Annotated in this window: 16 protein-coding genes; 3 read left to right on the top strand and 13 right to left on the bottom strand. The window is 68.1% G+C overall.

From position 1 onward, the window contains the following. Positions 1-270 precede the first annotated feature (270 nt). From ACSUZJ_RS10145 to ccoN, 7 genes are all read right to left on the bottom strand, one after another. Positions 271-2,112 (bottom strand): DUF885 domain-containing protein, encoded by a 1,842-nt coding sequence (locus ACSUZJ_RS10145; protein WP_499415710.1) that lies wholly within the window; start codon positions 2,110-2,112, stop codon positions 271-273. 322 nt (positions 2,113-2,434) lie between these two features. Next, entirely contained in the window at positions 2,435-2,950 is a 516-nt protein-coding gene (locus ACSUZJ_RS10140) for a FixH family protein (protein WP_499415708.1), read from the bottom strand. 11 nt (positions 2,951-2,961) lie between these two features. After that, complete coding sequence (gene ccoG / locus ACSUZJ_RS10135) at positions 2,962-4,356, bottom strand: cytochrome c oxidase accessory protein CcoG (protein ID WP_499415706.1); 1,395 nt, start codon at positions 4,354-4,356, stop codon at positions 2,962-2,964. Further along, entirely contained in the window at positions 4,353-5,303 is a 951-nt protein-coding gene (ccoP, locus tag ACSUZJ_RS10130; protein WP_499415704.1) for a cytochrome-c oxidase, cbb3-type subunit III, read from the bottom strand. Before ccoP ends, ccoG begins: the two co-directional genes overlap by 4 nt. Further along, positions 5,296-5,460: a cbb3-type cytochrome oxidase subunit 3 gene (locus ACSUZJ_RS10125; protein ID WP_499415702.1), complete on the bottom strand. Its 165-nt coding sequence runs from the start codon at positions 5,458-5,460 to the stop codon at positions 5,296-5,298. The genes ccoP and ACSUZJ_RS10125 overlap by 8 nt, the downstream gene beginning before the upstream one ends. 1 nt (position 5,461) lies before the next feature. Next, a complete protein-coding gene (gene ccoO / locus ACSUZJ_RS10120; RefSeq protein ID WP_499415700.1) occupies positions 5,462-6,079 on the bottom strand; it encodes a cytochrome-c oxidase, cbb3-type subunit II in 618 nt (205 codons plus the stop codon). Positions 6,080-6,096: 17 nt separating this feature from the next. Next, positions 6,097-7,578, bottom strand: coding sequence for a cytochrome-c oxidase, cbb3-type subunit I (gene ccoN, locus ACSUZJ_RS10115; protein WP_499415698.1), 1,482 nt, complete (start codon positions 7,576-7,578; stop codon positions 6,097-6,099). Between the two features lie 323 nt (positions 7,579-7,901). Between ccoN and ACSUZJ_RS10110 the strand changes: the two genes are divergently transcribed. After that, positions 7,902-8,297, top strand: coding sequence for a TraR/DksA family transcriptional regulator (locus tag ACSUZJ_RS10110; RefSeq protein WP_499415696.1), 396 nt, complete (start codon positions 7,902-7,904; stop codon positions 8,295-8,297). 12 nt (positions 8,298-8,309) lie between these two features. Here ACSUZJ_RS10110 and ACSUZJ_RS10105 read toward each other — a convergent pair whose 3' ends face one another. The 6 genes from ACSUZJ_RS10105 to ACSUZJ_RS10080 form a co-directional block, all read right to left on the bottom strand. Then, the gene (locus ACSUZJ_RS10105; protein WP_499415694.1) at positions 8,310-8,711 is read right to left on the bottom strand and encodes an alpha/beta fold hydrolase; all 402 of its coding nucleotides are present in this window, start codon (positions 8,709-8,711) and stop codon (positions 8,310-8,312) included. A gap of 117 nt (positions 8,712-8,828) precedes the next feature. Then, a complete protein-coding gene (ccoS, locus tag ACSUZJ_RS10100) occupies positions 8,829-8,978 on the bottom strand; it encodes a cbb3-type cytochrome oxidase assembly protein CcoS (RefSeq protein ID WP_499415692.1) in 150 nt (49 codons plus the stop codon). A gap of 1 nt (position 8,979) precedes the next feature. Continuing rightward, positions 8,980-11,403, bottom strand: coding sequence for a heavy metal translocating P-type ATPase (locus tag ACSUZJ_RS10095; protein WP_499415690.1), 2,424 nt, complete (start codon positions 11,401-11,403; stop codon positions 8,980-8,982). Further along, positions 11,400-12,158, bottom strand: a complete 759-nt coding sequence (locus ACSUZJ_RS10090; RefSeq protein WP_499415688.1) for a sulfite exporter TauE/SafE family protein — start codon at positions 12,156-12,158, stop codon at positions 11,400-11,402. The genes ACSUZJ_RS10095 and ACSUZJ_RS10090 overlap by 4 nt, the downstream gene beginning before the upstream one ends. A gap of 4 nt (positions 12,159-12,162) precedes the next feature. Further along, complete coding sequence (gene hemN / locus ACSUZJ_RS10085) at positions 12,163-13,602, bottom strand: oxygen-independent coproporphyrinogen III oxidase (RefSeq protein ID WP_499415686.1); 1,440 nt, start codon at positions 13,600-13,602, stop codon at positions 12,163-12,165. 173 nt (positions 13,603-13,775) lie between these two features. Next, positions 13,776-15,326, bottom strand: a complete 1,551-nt coding sequence (locus ACSUZJ_RS10080) for a methyl-accepting chemotaxis protein (RefSeq protein ID WP_499415684.1) — start codon at positions 15,324-15,326, stop codon at positions 13,776-13,778. Positions 15,327-15,488: 162 nt separating this feature from the next. Between ACSUZJ_RS10080 and ACSUZJ_RS10075 the strand changes: the two genes are divergently transcribed. Both ACSUZJ_RS10075 and ACSUZJ_RS10070 read left to right on the top strand, forming a co-directional pair. After that, positions 15,489-16,736, top strand: a complete 1,248-nt coding sequence (locus ACSUZJ_RS10075) for a metal-dependent hydrolase (protein ID WP_499415682.1) — start codon at positions 15,489-15,491, stop codon at positions 16,734-16,736. Positions 16,737-16,893: 157 nt separating this feature from the next. Beyond that, positions 16,894-18,216, top strand: a complete 1,323-nt coding sequence (locus ACSUZJ_RS10070) for a sigma-54 dependent transcriptional regulator (protein WP_499415681.1) — start codon at positions 16,894-16,896, stop codon at positions 18,214-18,216. Positions 18,217-18,315 lie beyond the last annotated feature (99 nt).

Genomic DNA, 18,315 nt, shown 5'->3' with positions numbered 1-18,315 from the left:
GGGTGGGCACCCCGTGCCCACGCGGACGCTTGCGTTGCGTCGCCGCGTTCAGTACCTGTGAAGCTGCGTCAAGGAAATGCGTCCCAATGCATATCCGGAACGCTTCCGCCTGCACGCTGGCAGCGCTATTCGGGCCGAAGCAGTCGATTGATCAAGCGTTCGCGTGGGCAGTGGGGCTGGCTAAATGCCAGCACCACAAAGTGCCCACCCTACGGTTGACGCTGGCAGCCGCAACATGCGCCGCGAAACGTCAACCGTTTGCCGGACGGATTACGCCTTCGCCTTTTCCTTCGCAATCCACTGGTCGACCAGCTGCCCCAGCACGTCCAGCGGCACAGAACCCGCGCTCAGCACCATGTCGTGGAAGCCCGGCAGCGAGAACTTGTCGCCCAACTCCGCCTTGGCCTTCTCGCGCAGTTCGACGATGCGCAGCATGCCGATCATGTAGGCCGTGGCCTGGCCCGGCCAGGCGACGTAGCGGTCGACTTCCTCGACGTTGATGCCGTAGTCGACCGCCTGCTGGCGCGTCCAACCCTTGGTGTGCAGGCCGGTATCGACGACGAGTCGGCGGGCGCGGAACAGTTCGGAGCCCAGCGCGCCCAGCAGGCCAGGGACGTCATCTTTATACCAGCCCTGCTCGACCGCCAGGCGCTCGGTGTACAGCGCCCAGCCTTCGCTGTGCGCGCTGCCGCCGCTGAAGATGCGCTGGCTGCGGAACTTCGGAATGCCGGCCAGCTCCTGCTGGATCGCCAGCTGGAAGTGGTGGCCCGGCACGGCCTCGTGGTAGGACAGGCTGCGCATGCGGATCATGCTGAAGGTCGGGCCGCGCATCGGCACCCAGAACACGCCTGGACGGCTGCCGTCCGGCGCCGGCAGGCTGTAGTGGGCGGCGGCCGAGGCTTCGGTCAGCGGCGGTTCGCGGCGCACTTCGACCGGCGCGCGCGGCTTCAGGTTGAACAGCGACTCGCTGCGGCGCTCGGCGTCCTTGACCATCTCGGCATACTTCGCCAGGATCGCCGGGCGCGGGTCGCCCTCGCCCTTGGGCTGGAAAGTGGCGTCGAGCTGCTTCATGCGCTCCTCGATGCTGCCCTCATTGAAGCCGAGCGAACGCAGGTGCTTGTCCATCTCGCCTTCGATGCGCGCCACTTCGCGCAGGCCGATCGCGTGGATCTGCTCCGCCGTCAGGTTGGTGCTGGTGTAGTTCGCCAGCGCGCGGTTGTAGGCAGCCAGGCCGTTCGGCAGGCGCGAAATGCCGGCGACGTCATCCGTCTTCGGGTGCAGCTCGGCCATGAAGGCCTGCACCCGGGCGTAGGCCGGACGGACCTTGTCCTCGACGATGCGGGTCGCACGGGCGATCGCGGCGGTGCGCGCCTCCGGCGCCAGGTCCTTCAGCGCCGCGGTGCGCTGCACCAGCGAGGTCACCAGCACGTTCTCGGCGGCCGAAGGCTTGAGGAAGGTGTCGACCTGGTACTGGGCGCGCTCGAGGATGAAGCGCGGCGGGATCATTTTCTTCGCGGCGGCGGCGCGGGCGCGCGCCAGCGCCTCGTCCATGCGGGTGCCGACCTGCTCCAGGCGCGCCAGGTAGCTGTCGACATCCGAAGCGCGGCGCATCGGGTGGGTCTGGGTCATGAAGTTGACCAGGCTGACCTGGGCGCCGCTGAACTGCTGGAACACGAAGCCGTGGTCCTCGAAAGGTTCGTTCGCCACCGTGTTGGCCAGCGACCAGCGCATCACCGCCGCCGAAATGCGCTGGGTCTCGTCCAGCGGGCCCGCCATCCACTTGTCCAGGCGCGCGATGCCCTCTTTCGCCTTGGCGATCATCTTCTTGCGCTGGGCCGGGGTTTGCGGCGTGAGCTGGCGGTCCAGGGCGTCCTGTTCGGCGCCGCTGAAGTACTGGGTGGCGGTGGCGAACTGCGGATTGCCGCGCACCCACTCCTGGGCGAACTGGTCGGCCCATTTGTCGAAGGCAGCGTTCGGTTTGACGGCTGGCGCCGATGCTGCCGCAGCCGGGGCGGCGAGCGCGGCTTGCGGAAGGACGGCGCCGGCGATGGCGAGCGGAACGAACAGGGAGGCGATGGCGGTGCGCAGGATGCGCTGGGAGCGTGCGGGCATGGGTGTCTCTTCTAGTTAGTCGTACGGCAAATTGCCGTGACGAAAATCTAACATGGAAGAGTTAGGGAAGGACAGTCTTTACAGCTGCGGTGCGCGGGGTGGAATCGGACGTCGAATGCGCCGGTCGGGTTCGTAGGGTGGGTTCTTGAACCCACGCCGTTTCATCGGCCGTGTTTCCGCGGCGCCTACAGTATCGTAGGGTGGACTCCCGAGTCCATGCGGTATGGGGCCGTCGCTTACCCGCACCGTTTATCGTGGCCCGTGGCGGTCGTGCCGTCGCCGACACGCGAACGGTGAGACCGCGTGGGTTCGAGAACCCACCCTACAACACCCCGTCCGCTGCGATCCGCAATCCGGCATCCTTCCCCGGACTCCAGCCGCGCGCCAGGCGCCACTGCCTGCCCTCGCCTTCGACCACGACATGCCAGTGCGTCATCTCCAGCCCCGGCACACCAACGCTGAAGTTGCCGTAATCGTCCGGCAGCGCTTCCAGCACGAGATCCTTCTGCGGCTGGGTCGGGTGCGCGAGGTGGATGCGAAACGGCGCCAGCATCGGCCGCCCGAAGCTGAGCAGGCGCCCCGCCAGCGTCGCGGCTTGCGCATCGAAGCGCGCATCAAACACCAGCTTCAGGCTGGTGGCGGCGCGGTCCCGCCGCAGGTCCTGGTTGATGGCCTTGCCCTGCTTGTAGTAGTCGTCCACCACCATCGCGTCCGGCTGCCGCAGCGCCAGCCAGACGGTGACTGCGGTGGCCAGCATCACTGCGACAGGACCCAGCATGATGAACCAGGGCCAGCGGTGGCGGTACCAGGGCGCCGAGGTGGGCAAAACGGTTTGCATGATCCTCTCCTTTAGCGCGGCACGATGAAGGCCGCTTCTTCCCGCACGGCGACACCGGGATCGTCGAGCGCGGTGACGGTGAATTCGATGCGGTGCGAGCCGGCCTGGCCGGCGCCTTCGGCGCGCACCCGCACCGGCACCGCACGCGTGCTGGCGCCGTCGAGGGCGACCACGTCCGCATCGACAATCTGCGCGCCGGCCATGCCGCTTACCCCAAGCCGGAACCGGCGCGGCGTTTCGCTCGTGTTCATCAGCTGCAGGCGGTAGACGTTTTCGATACGGCCATCCTCGGCTTCGCGGCCCATCGAACCGCGGTCGCGGATCACGTCCACCTTCAAGGGTGTGCGCAGCGCCAGCGAGGACGTCATGGCCGCGACCAGCAGCCCGAGCACAGCCGTGTAGACCAGCACGCGCGGGCGCATCAGCCGGCGCCTGACCCGGGCGGTGCCCCAGCCTTTCGCCAGCGCGTTCTCGGTCGCGTAGCGGATCAGGCCCGCGGGCTTCCCGACCTTGTCCATCACGCTGTTGCAGGCGTCCACGCAGGCGGCGCAGCCGATGCATTCGTACTGCAGGCCGTTGCGGATGTCGATCCCGGTCGGGCAGACCTGCACGCACATGCTGCAGTCGATGCAATCCCCTACCCGCTCAGCGGACTTGTCGCCGGTCACGCGCAGTCCCGGGCGGCGCGGCTCGCCGCGCGCACGGTCGTAGGTGACGATCAGGGTGTCCTTGTCGAACATCGCGCTCTGGAAGCGGGCGTAGGGACACATGTACTTGCAGACCTGCTCGCGCATCCAGCCTGCGTTGCCGTAGGTGGCGAAGCCGTAGAACAGCACCCAGAAGGCTTCCCAGGGGCCGACGCGCCAGCCGGCGATCTCCTGCATCAGGCTGCGCACCGGCGTGAAGTAGCCGACAAAGGTAAAGCCGGTCCACAGCGCCACCGCCAGCCAGGCCGCGTGCTTGGCGCCCTTCTTCCAGATCTTCTCGACCGTCCAGGGCTGGCGGTCGAGGCGGATGCGGGCGCTGCGCGCACCCTCGATCTTGCGCTCGATCCAGAGGAAGAGTTCGGTGTAGACGGTCTGCGGGCAGGCAAAGCCGCACCACACGCGTCCGGCCACGGCGGTGACCAGGAACAGGCCATAGGCGCAGATGATGAGCAGGCCCGCCAGGTAGATGAAGTCCTGGGGCCAGAGCACCAGGCCGAACAGGTGGAACTTGCGCGTGCCCAGGTCGAACAGCACCGCCTGGCGGCCGTTCCACGCCAGCCAGGGCAGGCCATAGAACAGGAGCTGGGTGAGCCAGACGCAGGCCCAGCGCAACGTGGCGTAGCGGCCCTTGATCTCGCGCGGATAGATCTCCTCGCGCGCGGCATACATCTTCACGACCGCTTCATGGGGGGCATTCATTTTGACGCTACCTTGTTCTCTTCAACCGTACCGGACGCGGGATTCGACAGGCTCCACACGTAAGCCGCCAGCACGTGCACCTTGGGTTCGCCCAGGAATTCGCCAAAGGCGGGCATGGTGTTGGTGCGGCCCTTGCGGATGGTCTCCATGACCGTGTCGGCGCTGCCGCCGTAGAGCCAGACCTTGTCGGCCAGGTTGGGCGCGCCCAGCATGGTGTTGCCCTTTCCTTCCGCGCCGTGGCAGGCGGCGCAGGCGGCGAACTTCGGCTTGCCGAAGGTGACCTTCACCGGGTCGGCGGTCAGGCCCGACAGGTTGCGCACGTAATGCGCGACGGCCTCGATGTCCTTGTCCGAGCCCAGCGCCGCGCCCATCGCCGGCATCTGGCCGATGCGGCCCGCCATGATGGTCTTTTTAATGGTGTCGGGCTCGCCGCCGTGCAGCCAGTCCGTGTCCGTCAGGTTCGGGTAGCCCTTGTTGCCACGCGCGTCGGAGCCGTGGCACTGGGCGCAGTAGTTCAGGAACATGCGTTCGCCGATGGCGCGCGCCTGCGGGTCGGCCGCGACTGCCTTCAGGTCCTGGCTGGCGTAGCGCCCGAACAGCGGGCCGAAGTCGCTTTCGGCCTGCTTCAGCTCGGCCTTGTATTCGCCGGTGGATGCCCAGCCGAGTTTACCCGCATAGCTGCCCAGGCCCGGGTAGAGCACCAGATAGCCGATGCCGAACAGGATGGTGAGATAGAACAGGCCCATCCACCAGCGTGGCATCGGGGTGTTCAGCTCGGTCAGGTCCTCGTCCCAGACGTGGCCGGTGGTTTTCTCGGGCTGGCCATCCTGGCCGATCTTCACGCGAAAGCGCGACTGCGACCACAGCAGGATCGCGCAGCCGGCGATCGAGGCGATCGTGATCAGGGCGACGTACCAGTTCCAGAAGCCGGAGGTGAAGTCAGACATGGTCTTTCTCCTCGTCGGCAAAGGGCAGCGCGGCGGCGCGGTCGAAGTCGCTGCTGCGCTTGAGCAGGAAGGTCCACAGCACGATGCCCATGAAGGTGGCAAAGGAGACCACCGTCATCACGCTGCTCGCGCTGTCAAAGAGTTGTTCGATAGCCATGTCAGTTCCTCGTCTTGATCTGGGTGCCCAGGCCTTGCAGGTAGGCGATCAGCGCGTCCTGCTCGGTCCTCCCGGCCAGCTCGGCCGGGGCGTTCTTGATCTCTTCCTCGCCGTAGGGCACGGAAAGCGTCTGCATCGCGCGCATCTTCGGCACGATCTCGGCCGGGACCAGTTTGGTCTTCGCCAGCCACGGGTAGCCGGGCATGTTCGATTCCGGCACCACGTCGCGCGGATTGTCCAGGTGGGTGCGGTGCCATTCGTCGCTGTAGCGCCCGCCCACGCGCGCCAGGTCCGGACCGGTGCGCTTGCTGCCCCACTGGAAGGGGTGGTCGTAGACGAATTCGCCGGCCACCGAATAATGGCCATAGCGCTCGGTCTCGGCGCGGAAGGGCCGGATCATCTGCGAGTGGCAGTTGTAGCAGCCTTCGCGGATGTAGATGTCGCGGCCCGCCAGGCGCAGCGGCGAGTAGGGTTTCAGGCCGGCGACCGGCTCGGTGGTCGACTTCTGGAAGAACAGCGGCACGATCTCGACCAGGCCGCCGAAGGAGATCACCAGGATCACCAGGCCGATCAGGAGCCAGGGATTCTTCTCGATCCATTCATGGGTAAATTTTTTCATTGCGAATGACTCCAGTTTCAGGCGTGCGTCGGTACGCGGGTCTCGACGGCGCAGGCTTCGACGTGATCGGCCGCGTGCCGGGGCTTGTGCGGCTGCGGGATCGGCGCGTCCACATTGACGGTGCCGGCCAGCGTCTTCCAGGTGTTGAAGGCCATCAGGACCATGCCCGACAGGTAGAGGAAGCCGCCGGTGAAGCGGATCACATAGTAGGGATAGGTGGCCTTCACGCTCTCGGCGAAGGTATAGGTCAGGGTGCCGTCCGGGTTCACCGCGCGCCACATCAGGCCCTGCATCACGCCGGCGATCCACATCGACGCGATGTAGAGGACGATGCCGATGGTGGCGACCCAAAAATGCGTTTCGACCAATTGCATCGACCACATCTGTTTTTTCCCGGCCAGGCGCGGGACCAGGTAGTAGATCGAACCCATGGTGATGAAGCCGACCCAGCCCAGGGCGCCGGCATGCACGTGGGCGACGGTCCAGTCGGTGTAGTGCGACAGCGAGTTGATGGTTTTAATGGACATCATCGGGCCCTCGAAGGTCGCCATGCCGTAGAAGGAGAGCGAGACGATCAGGAACTTCAGGATCGGGTCCGAGCGCAGCTTGTGCCAGGCGCCCGAGAGCGTCATGACGCCGTTGATCATGCCGCCCCAGCTTGGCGCCAGCAGGATCAGCGAGAACACCATGCCCAGCGACTGGGTCCAGTCCGGCAGCGCGGTGTAGTGCAGGTGGTGCGGGCCGGCCCACATGTAGGTGAAGATCAGGGCCCAGAAGTGCACGATCGACAGGCGGTAGGAATACACCGGGCGCTCGGCCTGCTTCGGGATGAAGTAATAGATCATGCCCAGGTAGCCGGCGGTGAGGATGAAGCCGACCGCGTTATGGCCGTACCACCATTGGATCATGGCGTCCTGCACGCCGGCGTAGACCGAATACGACTTGAAGGCCGAGACGGGGACGACCGCGCCGTTGACGATGTGGAGCACCGCGACCGCGATGATGTAGGCGCCGAAGAACCAGTTCGCCACGTAGATGTGCTGGACCTTGCGCTTGACGATGGTGCCGAAGAAGACCACCGCATAGGCCACCCACACCACCGTGATCAGGAGGGCGATCGGCCACTCGAGCTCGGCGTATTCCTTGCCGCGCGTGAAGCCCATCGGCAGCGTGATGGCGGCCGCCACCAGCACCGCCTGCCAGCCCCAGAAAGTAAACGCGGCCAGCCTGTCGGAGAACAGGCGCACCTGGCAGGTACGCTGCACCACGTAATACGAGGTGGCGAACAGGCCGCAGATACCGAAGGCGAAGATCACCGCATTCGTGTGCAGCGGACGCAGGCGGCCGTAGGACAGCCAGGGGATGTCGAAGTTGAGCGCGGGCCAGGCGAGCTGCGCCGCGATGAAGACGCCGGCGGCCATGCCGATGACGCCCCACACGACCGTGGCGACGGCAAACTGGCGCACGATCTTGTAGTTATAGTTTAGACTGCCTTCCAAGTTATTCTCCCGATGGATTGACTGCGATCACAGCCGGGAGAGTAGTTTTCTGGACCTTAAAAATCCTTGATGTGAATCAAAATGTTCAGTTTCACTCAGGATAGGACCGTAGGGTGGGCAGTTTGTGGTGCTGGCATTTAGCCAGCCCCACTGCCCACGCGGAACGATGCGTCGTGTTAGCGGGTCAAAATGCATTACGTTAGCGTTACCCGGATGGACACGCCGCGGAGCGAATCGTCGAGGCCGCCGGTTCAAGGATGAACATGTAACGCGTGGGCACGGCGTGCCCACCCTACGGTCCAATACATCGACAGGAAAATCCCATGCCCATCTCGCAATCCCTGCACGACGAAGTCTCGAAACGCCTGCAGCAAGCCCGTGAAGAAACCCTTGCCACGGTCCGCGCCCGCACAGACACCGACGGCGACACCCCGCCCCAGATCAGCCCCGGTGCCCACATGGCCATCGGCGACGATGCGCCCGAAGCCGAAATGACGGCCCACGACGAACAGCATTTCGCCGACCACGAAACCGCCCTGCTGCACGAGATCGACGCCGCCATCGGCCGCCTCGAATCCGGCGGCTATGGCATCTGCGTTTCCTGCGGCTGCGACATCCCGGAAGAGCGCCTGCTGGCCACGCCCACGGTGCAGACCTGCATCCAGTGCCAGGACCGCATCGAGAAGGAAGGCCACACGGGGCGCGGGCCGACGATGTAGCGCACCCCCTGCTCAGTCGCTGCCCCCCGGCGCCTGGCAGCGCTGGCCGACATCCGTGCCGAGCACGAAGTTCCTGACCGCTTGCCGTGCGCAGCGGTCCGTCCACAGGACGAAGTGTCCCTTGCCCGCGGCCGTGTACAGCCGGACCGCTCCGGCCTGGCGCAATGCGCCGATGTGGCGCAGGGCCGCGTCGTGCGGGGTCTTGCCGTCGCGGTCGCCGTGGATGACCAGGGTCGGCGGCAGGCGCTGGGGCAGTGCCGCAAACCACCGGTCGCGCTTGTACAGCGGCAGCGGATTGGCGACGGCATGACCCGGCAGGCTGCTGGTGAACAGCAGGCCGGCCTCTTCCCTTTCCACGTCGGCGGCCGTGCGTCCCGGCCTCAGGTTGTTCTCCGAACCGGTGATGAGGATCACCAGCGGCATCGACGGCGGCGACTGCGCGAAGCCGCCAAAGCTTTCAAAAACGCAGAGATGTGGTGGAACAACTCGCGCGCGCAAACCCGCAGCCGTCCGGGTAGTGCACCACCGCCTTCAGGGCGCGCGGTCGTCGTCGCGCAGCACCCGCAGCGCCGGGCCTTCCAGGTCGTCGAACTGGCCGCTGTCGGCGGCGCCGAAGAAGACCCAGATCGCCACGGCGACCAGCACCAGGCTCAGGGGAATCAGGAGATACAGGGCTTCCATGCTATTTCCTCAGACGCAGCGCGTTGAGCACCACGATGGCCGAACTGGCCGCCATGCCGATGCCCGACAGCCAGGGATTGAGCAGTCCGGCCGCCGCCAGCGGAATCGCGGCCAGGTTGTAGACGCTGGCCCAGGCCAGGTTCTGGCGAATGATCGTCAAGGTGCGCCGCGCAGTGTCGGCGGCCTCGACCAGCGGCAGCAGGCTGTCGCCGAGCAGCACGCCGTCCGCATGCAACTGGGCCAGGGCCGCGCCGCCGCCCATTGCGAACGAGACGTCGGCGCCGCGCAGCACGGCGGCGTCGTTGATGCCGTCGCCCACCATCGCCACCACGGCGCCCTGCCCCTGCAGCCTGCGCACGAAGTCCAGCTTCTGGTCCGGCAACTGCCCGCCTGCCGCGACCTTGACGCCGAGCTGGCCCGCCACCGCCTGCACCGCATGCGCTTCGTCGCCGCTGAGCAGGACCACCGTCTTGCCCGCGGCTTCGAAGCGGCGCACCACTTCGGCCGCTTCGGGCCGCAGGCCGTCGGCGATATCGAAGCGGGCCAGCCAGGCGCCGGCTTTGGCCAGCCAGACCGCGCTGCCCTCGCCCGGATCGCCCAGCGGCGCCGTGCTGCCGGCCAGCGCCGCGACAAAGGCCGCGCTGCCGAGACGGTAGCGCACGCCGTCGACCTCGCCTTCCAGTCCCTGCCCGACCGTGCAGGCGGTGCCGCTTGCCCGGGCCGTTGTCGACGGCGCCGCGGCGCGGATCGCCTGGGCCAGCGGATGCGCGCTGCCCGCCTCCAGCGCCGCCGCCACGGCCAGCGCCGCCTCCGGGGCCATGCCGCCGAAGGCGCGGGCCGCGCGCAGCACAGGACGGCCCAGGGTCAGGGTGCCGGTCTTGTCGAACACGACGTGGGTGGCGCGCTCCAGGGTTTCCAGCGTGTGCGGGCTCACCGCCAGCACCCCGCGGCGCAGCAACTTGTCCGTGGCCGCCGCCAGCGCGGTAGGCGTGGCCAGCGAGAGCGCACAGGGACAGGTCACGACCAGCACCGCGATTGCCGCCGGCCAGGCGCGGCCCGGGTCGATCATCTGCCAGCTTGCAAACACGACGACGGTCAGCACCAGCAGGGCCGCGACCGACCAGGCGGCCACGCGGTCCGCCCACAGGGCCAGCGCCGGCCTGCCCTGCCCCGCCTTCTCGACCAGGCGCACCAGCAGGGCCAGCGTGCTGTCGCGCGCCGCCGCGGCGACGCGCAGCACCACCGCCTGCGCCACGTTGACCGCGCCGCCGGGCAGCGTGTCGCCGGGCCCCAGGCGGCGGGTGCGGCTTTCGCCGGTGAGCAGCGACAGGTCGGCCTCGGTCTCGCCCTCGACGATGACGCCGTCCGCCGGCGCCGCCTGGCCCGGTGCGACCAGCACGACGTCGCCCGGCTGCAGGCTGCCGGCCGCCACCAGTTCGGTCGCGCGGTCAACCGGATAGCCCGGCATGCGCAGGCTGGACGCCGGCATGCCCTCCTGCAGCGCTTCGAGCGCACCGGCCGCGCGCCGGCGTGCCAGCAGCTCGAGGTAGCGGCTGCCCAGCAGCAGGAAGACGAACATCGTGATCGAATCGAAATAGACCTCGCCCCGTCCGTTGACGAGGGCCGCGGTGCTGCCGGTGAAGGCGGCGGCGACGCCCAGCGCGACAGGCACGTCCATGCCGGGCAGGCCGCGGCGCAGGTCGCGCCAGGCGCCAGCGAAGAATGGCAGCGCCGAATAGCAGACGGCCGGCAGGGTCAGGAGCAGCGAAGCCCAGCCCATCAGCGCGGCCATGTCGGCATCCATCGTGCCGTCGGTGGCCATGTAGACCGGCACGGCGTACATCATCACCTGCATCATCGACAGGCCGGCAACAAAAAGTTGGCGGAACAGCGTGCGCCTCGCCCGTTCCAACTGCTCGCCATGGCGTTTCGCGTCGTAGGGATAAGCGGTGTAGCCGATCGCGCGCAGGGCGCGCAGGATGTCGCTCACCTTGCACTGCGCCGGATCCCAGCGCACCTGCAGGCGTTCGGTGCTGACGTTCAGCAGCGCCTCCTGGACGCCGGGCAGCGCCTGGATGCGGCGCTCGATCAGCCAGACGCAGGCGGCGCAGCGGATGCCCTCGACCGTGAAACCGCCCTCGCCCGTGTTTTCCACGCTGTCGAACAGCGCCAGCTCGGGCGCATCAAGGCTCTCGACAGTAGCGCCATAGCCGGTCCGGGTCTCGTAGTAATCGGTGCAGCCGGCGTCGACGATGGCCTGGGCCGCGGCCGCGCAGCCGGGGCAGCACATGGCGCGTTCGGCGCCGCCGATGGTCGTGCGCCAGTGGCGCTGCGCAGGGAGCGGCAGGCCGCAGTGGAAGCAGCCGTCCCGCGCCGGCGCATGCACGGCCGCGTCTATCGCATCCGCTGCCGTACCGTCTCTCATGGCGCCCCCCCCGTGGTGACGCACAGGGTGTGCAGCCAGCTCGCCGGCAGTCCACCCGCCGCGCGCAGCAGGCCGAGCACACCGAAGGCCAGCACCACGGCGCCGCAGGCGATGCGCACCGCCGGCAGGCGCAGCCAGCCGCGCAGGCGCGCCCCGGCCAGGCCGAGCGCCAGCATCATCGGCAGCGTTCCCAGACCAAAGGCGAGCATGGTCAGGGCGCCCGAGGTGGCCGAACCGCTCAGCATGGCGGTCACCAGCACGCTGTAGACCATCGCGCAGGGCAGCCAGCCCCAGAGGGCGCCCGCCGCGAACATGCGGCCCGGCGTGTCGGGCGGACCGACGCGCTTCAACTGCGGCTGCACGCGGCGCCACAACCACTGTCCTCCTCGCTCGACGTGGGCGATGCCGGACCAGGCGCCCATCAGGTAGAGGCCCATCGCGACCAGCATCAGGTTCGCAAGCCAGTAAGCGGCGGCCTGCAGCAGGGGCAGGCCCGACAGCGCGCCGGCGCCCTGCGCGGCGCCACCCGCGATCGCACCGGCCGTCATGTAGCTGGCGATACGCCCGAGGTTGTACGCGGCCACGTTCAGGCTGGCTGGCGCAGCCGCCACCGGACGCAGGGCGATGGTCGTGGTGCCGGCGCGCGGCCGCGGCGGCGCGAACGACAGCGCGCCGACGATGCCGCCGCACATGCCGGCGCAGTGGACGCTGCCGAGCAGGCCCACCACGAACACGGGAAACAGGCTGACGCCCATGGTGTCAGACGGTACGCGAGTAGCGCGGCATGGACGTCGGCGCCGCCAGGTAGCGGTCGAAGACCATGCAGACGTTGCGGATCAGCAGGCGCCCGCGCATCGTGACCGAGATCCAGTCGCCCTCCAGGGTCAGGAGACCATCGCGCTCGAGATGGCGCAGCACCGCCAGTTCGGCCGCGAAGTACTGGCCGAAGGCGATCGGGAAGGCCTGCTCGATGGCCGGCATCGACAGCTCGAACTGGCACATCAGCTTCTGGATCACGGTGCGGCGCAGCAGGTCGTCCATGCCGAGCGCGATGCCGCGCACGACGGGCAGCTCGTTGTTGTCCAGCGCCTCGTAATACGCTTCCAGGGTCTTCGCGTTCTGGCTGTAGGTCGCGCCCACCGCGCCGATGGCCGAGACACCGCAGGAGACCAGGTCGGTGTCGGCATGGGTCGAATAGCCCTGGAAGTTGCGGTGCAGCCGGCCCTGGCGCTGGGCCACGGACAGGTCATCAGTCGGCTTGGCGAAGTGGTCCATGCCGATGTAGACATAGCCGGCGTCGGTGAGGCGCTCGATGCACAGCGCCAGCATGGCCAGCTTCTCGTTCGACGAAGCCATATCCGCTTCGAGAATCCGGCGCTGCGGCTTGAACACGTGCGGCAGATGGGCGTAGTGATAGATCGAGATGCGGTCCGGGCTGGCGTCGATCACCTTGTCGATAGTGACCGCCATGCTTTCCAGGCTCTGTTTCGGCAAGCCGTAGATCAGGTCGATGCTGACCGAGCGGAAGCCGGCGTCGCGCGCGGCCCGGATGATGGCGCGTGTCTCCGCCTCGGGCTGGACGCGGTTGACGGCCTTCTGCACCTCCGGGTCGAAGTCCTGCACGCCCAGGCTGATGCGGTTGAAGCCCTGGCGGCGCAGGCTGTGCACGCGTTCCGTGGACACCGTACGCGGATCGACCTCGATCGAGTACTCACCCGCTTCGTCGGGCGCGAATTTGAAGTTGCGGCGCAGGTGGGCCATCAGCTCGCCCATCTGTTCGTCGCTCAGGTAGGTCGGCGTGCCGCCGCCGAAATGCAGCTGCTCGACCTCGTTCATGCCGGCGAAGAGCCCGGCCTGCATCGCGATCTCGCGCCTCAGGTAGCCGAGGTAGGTCGCGGCCTTCTCGCGGTTTTTCGTGACGATCTTGTTGCAGGCGCAGTAGTAGCAGACCGTGTCGCAGAACGGGATGTGCAGGTAGAGCGAGAGCGGCCGCGCGCCCCGGGTGCGGACCGAGGCGACGGCATGCAGGTAGTCGCGGTAGCTGAAGGTGTCGACGAAGCGGTCGGCGGTCGGGTAGGAGGTGTAGCGCGGGCCGTTCTTGCTCAGGCGCTTGACGAGCTCGGGGTCGAATTCGACGGTGTTGGCGGCAACGACCGGAGGGATGCGTCTGGACGCGAACGGGATTTCCTGGTGAAGCATGTTGAGTGACTCCTGCTGCCTGCTGCGCCGCAGGGTGCGGCACAGCTCGATAGCAGAAGTCTATTGATGCACATCAGCAAAATCCTTGACTTGCATCAAATGCGGCGGACACAGAGGCACTCCCGGGCAGATCGGCATCATTCGGTCCCCGCCCGGGCGGGGCATCGGCCACGCTATTCCCGGCCCAGCTTGAACACCGACAAGGCCTGCCCCAACTGCGCCGCCTCCTCCGCCACGTTCGCCGAGGCGCCAGCCGACTGCTCGACCAGCGCCGCATTCTGGCGCGTGATCGCATCGAGTTCCGCCATCGCCGCATTCACCTGGGCGATGTCGCCACCCTGGGCCCGGCTGGCCTGGGTGATGTCGTGCATGATGGTCGCGGCCTGCTGCACCGAAGCGACCACCTCGCGCATGGTCCGGCCGGCCTCGCCCACCAGCGCATTGCCCTGGCCGACCTTGTGCACCGAGTCGTCGATCAGGGCCTTGATCTCCTTGGCGGCGCCGGCCGAGCGCTGGGCCAGGCTGCGCACCTCGCCGGCGACGACGGCAAAGCCGCGGCCCTGCTCGCCGGCGCGCGCGGCCTCGACCGCGGCGTTCAACGCCAGGATGTTGGTCTGAAAGGCGATGCCGTCGATCAGGCCGATGATGTCGACGATGCGCGTGGCCGAGGTGCTGATCTGGCCCATGGTGCCGCCGACGCGGTCGACCGCCTCGCCGCCGCGGCCGGCCACGTCGGCCGCGGTGTCGACCAGGCCGTCGGCGCGCTGGGCGCTGTCGGCGTTGCGGGTGGCGGCGGCGGCGATCTGGCCGAGGCTGGCGGCGGTCTGTTCGAGGCTGGCGGCCTGGGCTTCGGTGCGGCCGGCGAGGTCGGTATTGCCGGCGGCGATGTCGCGCGTCGCCTGTTCGATCGTGCTGACGTTGCCGCGCACGTCGCCGACGATGGCGCGCAGGTTGATGTTCATCTGGCGCAGCGCCAGCAGCAGCTGGCCCATCTCGTCGTCGCGCCCGACCTCGACCGAATGCGACAGGTCGCCGCCGGCCAGCGCATACACCGTGTTGGTCGCATGGCGCAGCGGCGCCACGATGCTGTGCTGCAGGTGGGCCCAGGCGGCCAGGGTGCCGAGCGCACCCAGGCCTGCAAGCGTGCGCCACAGCGCGCCATCGACCACGACGGCCAGCAGCGCCAGCAACGCGGCCTGGGCGCCCATGGCCAGGCCAAGGCGGCGGCCCAGCGGCAGCCGGCGCAGGCCCTGCAGGTGTCCGGCGAAACCGGTCTTCACGGCCTGGCCGCCACGGATCGCCAGCTTGCCCTGCTCGCCGGCGCGGAGTGTGCGATACAGCGCGTCGGCGGCCTCGATTTGGGCACGCGCCGGCGTGGTGCGCACCGACATGTAGCCGATCACCTGGCCGCGCTCCTTGACCGGGACCACGTTCGCGACCACCCAGTAGAAGTCGCCGTTCTTGCGGCGGTTCTTGACCATCGCGGTCCAGGGCCGGCCCGACTGCAGGGTGGACCACATGTCGGCGAAGGCTTCCGGCGGCATGTCTGGATGGCGCACGATGTTGTGGGCCTTGCCCAGCAATTCTTCTTCGCTGAAACCGCTGACCTCGACGAAGCTCGGGTTGACGTAGGTGATGCGGCCCTTGGTGTCGGTCTTCGAGACGATCGACTGGCCTTCTTTCATCCGGTATTCGATGCCGGTGACCGGCAGATTGGTACGCACTGCGCTCTCCCTTGTTTCCTTAAAGCAAAATTTGAGGGCGATTGTACGCGAGCACAGCGCGCCGGCCGGCAAAACTTGCCTGAACCGCAAGGGCGCGTGGACCTGCAGAGGCCGCTTCGTACCATAAGCGCAACGCAAAATGCAGAATGATAAGATTGCTGGATGGACAACCTTACCCACTCCCTCGCCGGCCTCGCGCTGGGCGAACTGACCCATCGCCTGCTGCCGGCCGAACCGGATGCAGCACGCGCCAGCACCCGCCGCCGCCTGCTGCTCACCTGCGCCACACTGGCCAGCAATTTCCCCGACCTCGACCTGGTGCTCACGCCGCTTGCGCCCGAGCCGCTCGGCTACCTGCTGCACCACCGCGGCCATACCCATACCCTGCTGTACGCCCTGCCCCAGGCCCTGCTGCTGCTGGCGGCGCTATGGCTGCTGTGGCCGGCCGCGCGCACCCTGCTGCGCACCAGTTCCGCGGCCCGCACCGGCCTGTTCGCCAGCATCGTCCTCGGACTGCTGCTGCACTTCGGGATGGACGCGATGAACGTCTACGGCATCCATCCGTTCGCGCCCTTCGATCCGCGCTGGTTCTACGGCGACATGGTGTTCATCGTCGAGCCGGTGTTCTGGGTCGCGCTCGGCACGCCCCTGGCGGCCCATGTGGCGCGGCCCTGGCTGCGGCGAAGCTACCTGGCGCTGCTCCTGCTGGCGCCGGGCGCCTTCACTCTCTTCGGCTTCCTGCAATGGGGCTCGTTCGCCGCCCTGGCCGCGATCTGGCTGCTGGCAGTCTGGCTGACCCGGCGCGCGGGCGAACGCAGCGCCCTGGTCGCCGGCGTGGCGGTCGTGCTCGGCTTCGTGCTGGTGCAGGCGGGCAGCGTGCAGCTGGCGCGCGAACGGGTCGCGGCGGCCCTGCGCCAGGGCGAGCCGGGTCTGCGCATCCTCGACACGGCGCTGTCGGCCTTTCCGGCCAACCCGCTGTGCTGGACCGTCATCAGCGTCACCGGCAGCGGCGACGACTACCGGGTGCGACGCGGCGTACTGAGCCTGGCGCCGCAGCGCAACCCGGTGGCGGCCTGTCCCTTCAAGATCCACGGCGAGAACGTGGGGCAGGCGCCGGGCGGCCTGGCCTGGGCCTGGGAGGAGCGCGGTTCGAAAGCGCGCCTGCAGGCGCTGCGCGCATCCGACTGCCGGGTCGACGCCTGGCTGCGCTTCGCGCGCACGCCCTCGCTGGCCGGCGGCTACGCCACCGACGTGCGCTATGGTCCGCATGGCAGCCATAACTTCTCGACCCTGCCCTATGCGGCCCAGGCGCAGGCGGGCATGCCCTGCCCGTCGCCGCTCCCGCAATGGGGCTATCCGCGCGCCGACCTCCTCGACCTGCACCAGGACAGCGCCACGGTCAAGCCCTGAATATTGACGAGTTGGTAACAAGATACGGGGCATTCAATTGTCGGGTGTGCAGCTTGCGTGATGCGGTATGCTTACCGGCGGTTACAGACAGCGCTGGCGTGAGCCGGCAACTGCCGGCGTGTCCTGCGCCGCTGCCGGACCGGATTCAGGAGATTGGATGACCCCGAAGCGCCTACTTTGCATTGCCGCCGACAAGCCTGCCGCCGCCGCGATGCTGCAGACCGACCTGCCCGGCTGGGAGATCCATACCGTCGGCAGCCTCGACGAAGCCAGCACCGCACTGCGCCAGGAAGCGTATCTGGTCGGCCTGCTGATGCACGTGATCGGCGCCCGCCCCCACTCCGGGCTCGACCGCTTCCTGCGCCAGCACAGCCAGGTCCAGTGGGTCGGCGTGCTGCGCGCCGAGACCCTCGTCATTCCTGCCTGCCGCGACCTGGTCGCCGACTACCTGTGCGACTACCACACGGCGCCGCCCGACATGCGGCGCCTGGCCGATACCCTCGGCCACGTGCACGGGCATGCGCTGCTGCGCGCGTCGCGGCCGCGTCCCGGCTCGCCGCCCTCGGCGCTGATCGGCAGCTGCGAGACCATGCAGCGCCTGCGCGGCCAGGTCGAGCGGGTCGCCAAGGTCGACGCCCCGGTGCTGATCTGGGGCGAAAGCGGCAGCGGCAAGGAACTCACTGCCCAGGCGATCCACCGCCAGTCGCTGCGTTCCACCGGGCCGCTGGTGCCGATCAACTGCGGCGCCATCGCGCCCAACCTGATCCATTCCGAGCTGTTCGGCTACGAACGCGGCGCGTTCACCGGCGCGGCGCGCGACAAGGTCGGCCTGATCGAATCGGCCAACGGCGGCACCCTTTTCCTCGACGAGATCGGCGACCTGCCGAAGGACCTGCAGGCGAACCTGCTGCGCTTCCTGCAGGACAGGACCATCATCCGCCTGGGCGCCACGCGCGCCATTCCCGTCGACGTGCGCGTGATCTCGGCCTCGCACGTGAACCTGCAGCAGGCGGTTGCCAGGGGTGACTTCCGCGAAGACCTGTATTACCGGCTGTCGGTGCTGCCGGTCACGGTGCCGCCGCTGCGCGAGCGGCGCGAAGACCTGGTCGAACTGGCCGAGCACTTCTTCCATCTGCATGCGGCCGATCGGCCGGCGCGCCTGAAGGGTTTCAGCAGCAGGGCGGTCACCGCGATCGCAGCCCACAACTGGCCCGGCAACGTGCGCGAACTGATCAATCGCGTGCGGCGGGCGATGGTCATGGCCGACGGCAAGTGGATCGAGCCCGACGACCTCGACCTGGCAATGCCCTCGCCGCCGATCGAGGCCATGCTCGACGATGCGCGCTGCAGCTCTGAGCGCCTCGCGATCCGCGCCTGCCTCGACCGCAGCGGCCAGAACGTCAGCCGCGCCGCGCGCGACCTGGGCGTGTCGCGCACCACGATGTACCGGCTGCTCGCCAAGCACGGCATGCGCCCCTGAGTCTCCGCGCTCCCTTCTTCCTCTCTTGGCGCCGGCATGCCGGCGCTTTTCATGCGTTCCAGGCTTGACCGTTCCAGGCCGACGGCGGGCTTCCTTTGT

This window comes from Telluria sp. B2, assembly GCF_051789535.1.
Lineage (GTDB): Bacteria > Pseudomonadota > Gammaproteobacteria > Burkholderiales > Burkholderiaceae_D > Telluria.
Note: the sequence above shows the minus strand (reverse complement) of the source record. Positions and strands in the feature narration are given on the sequence as shown.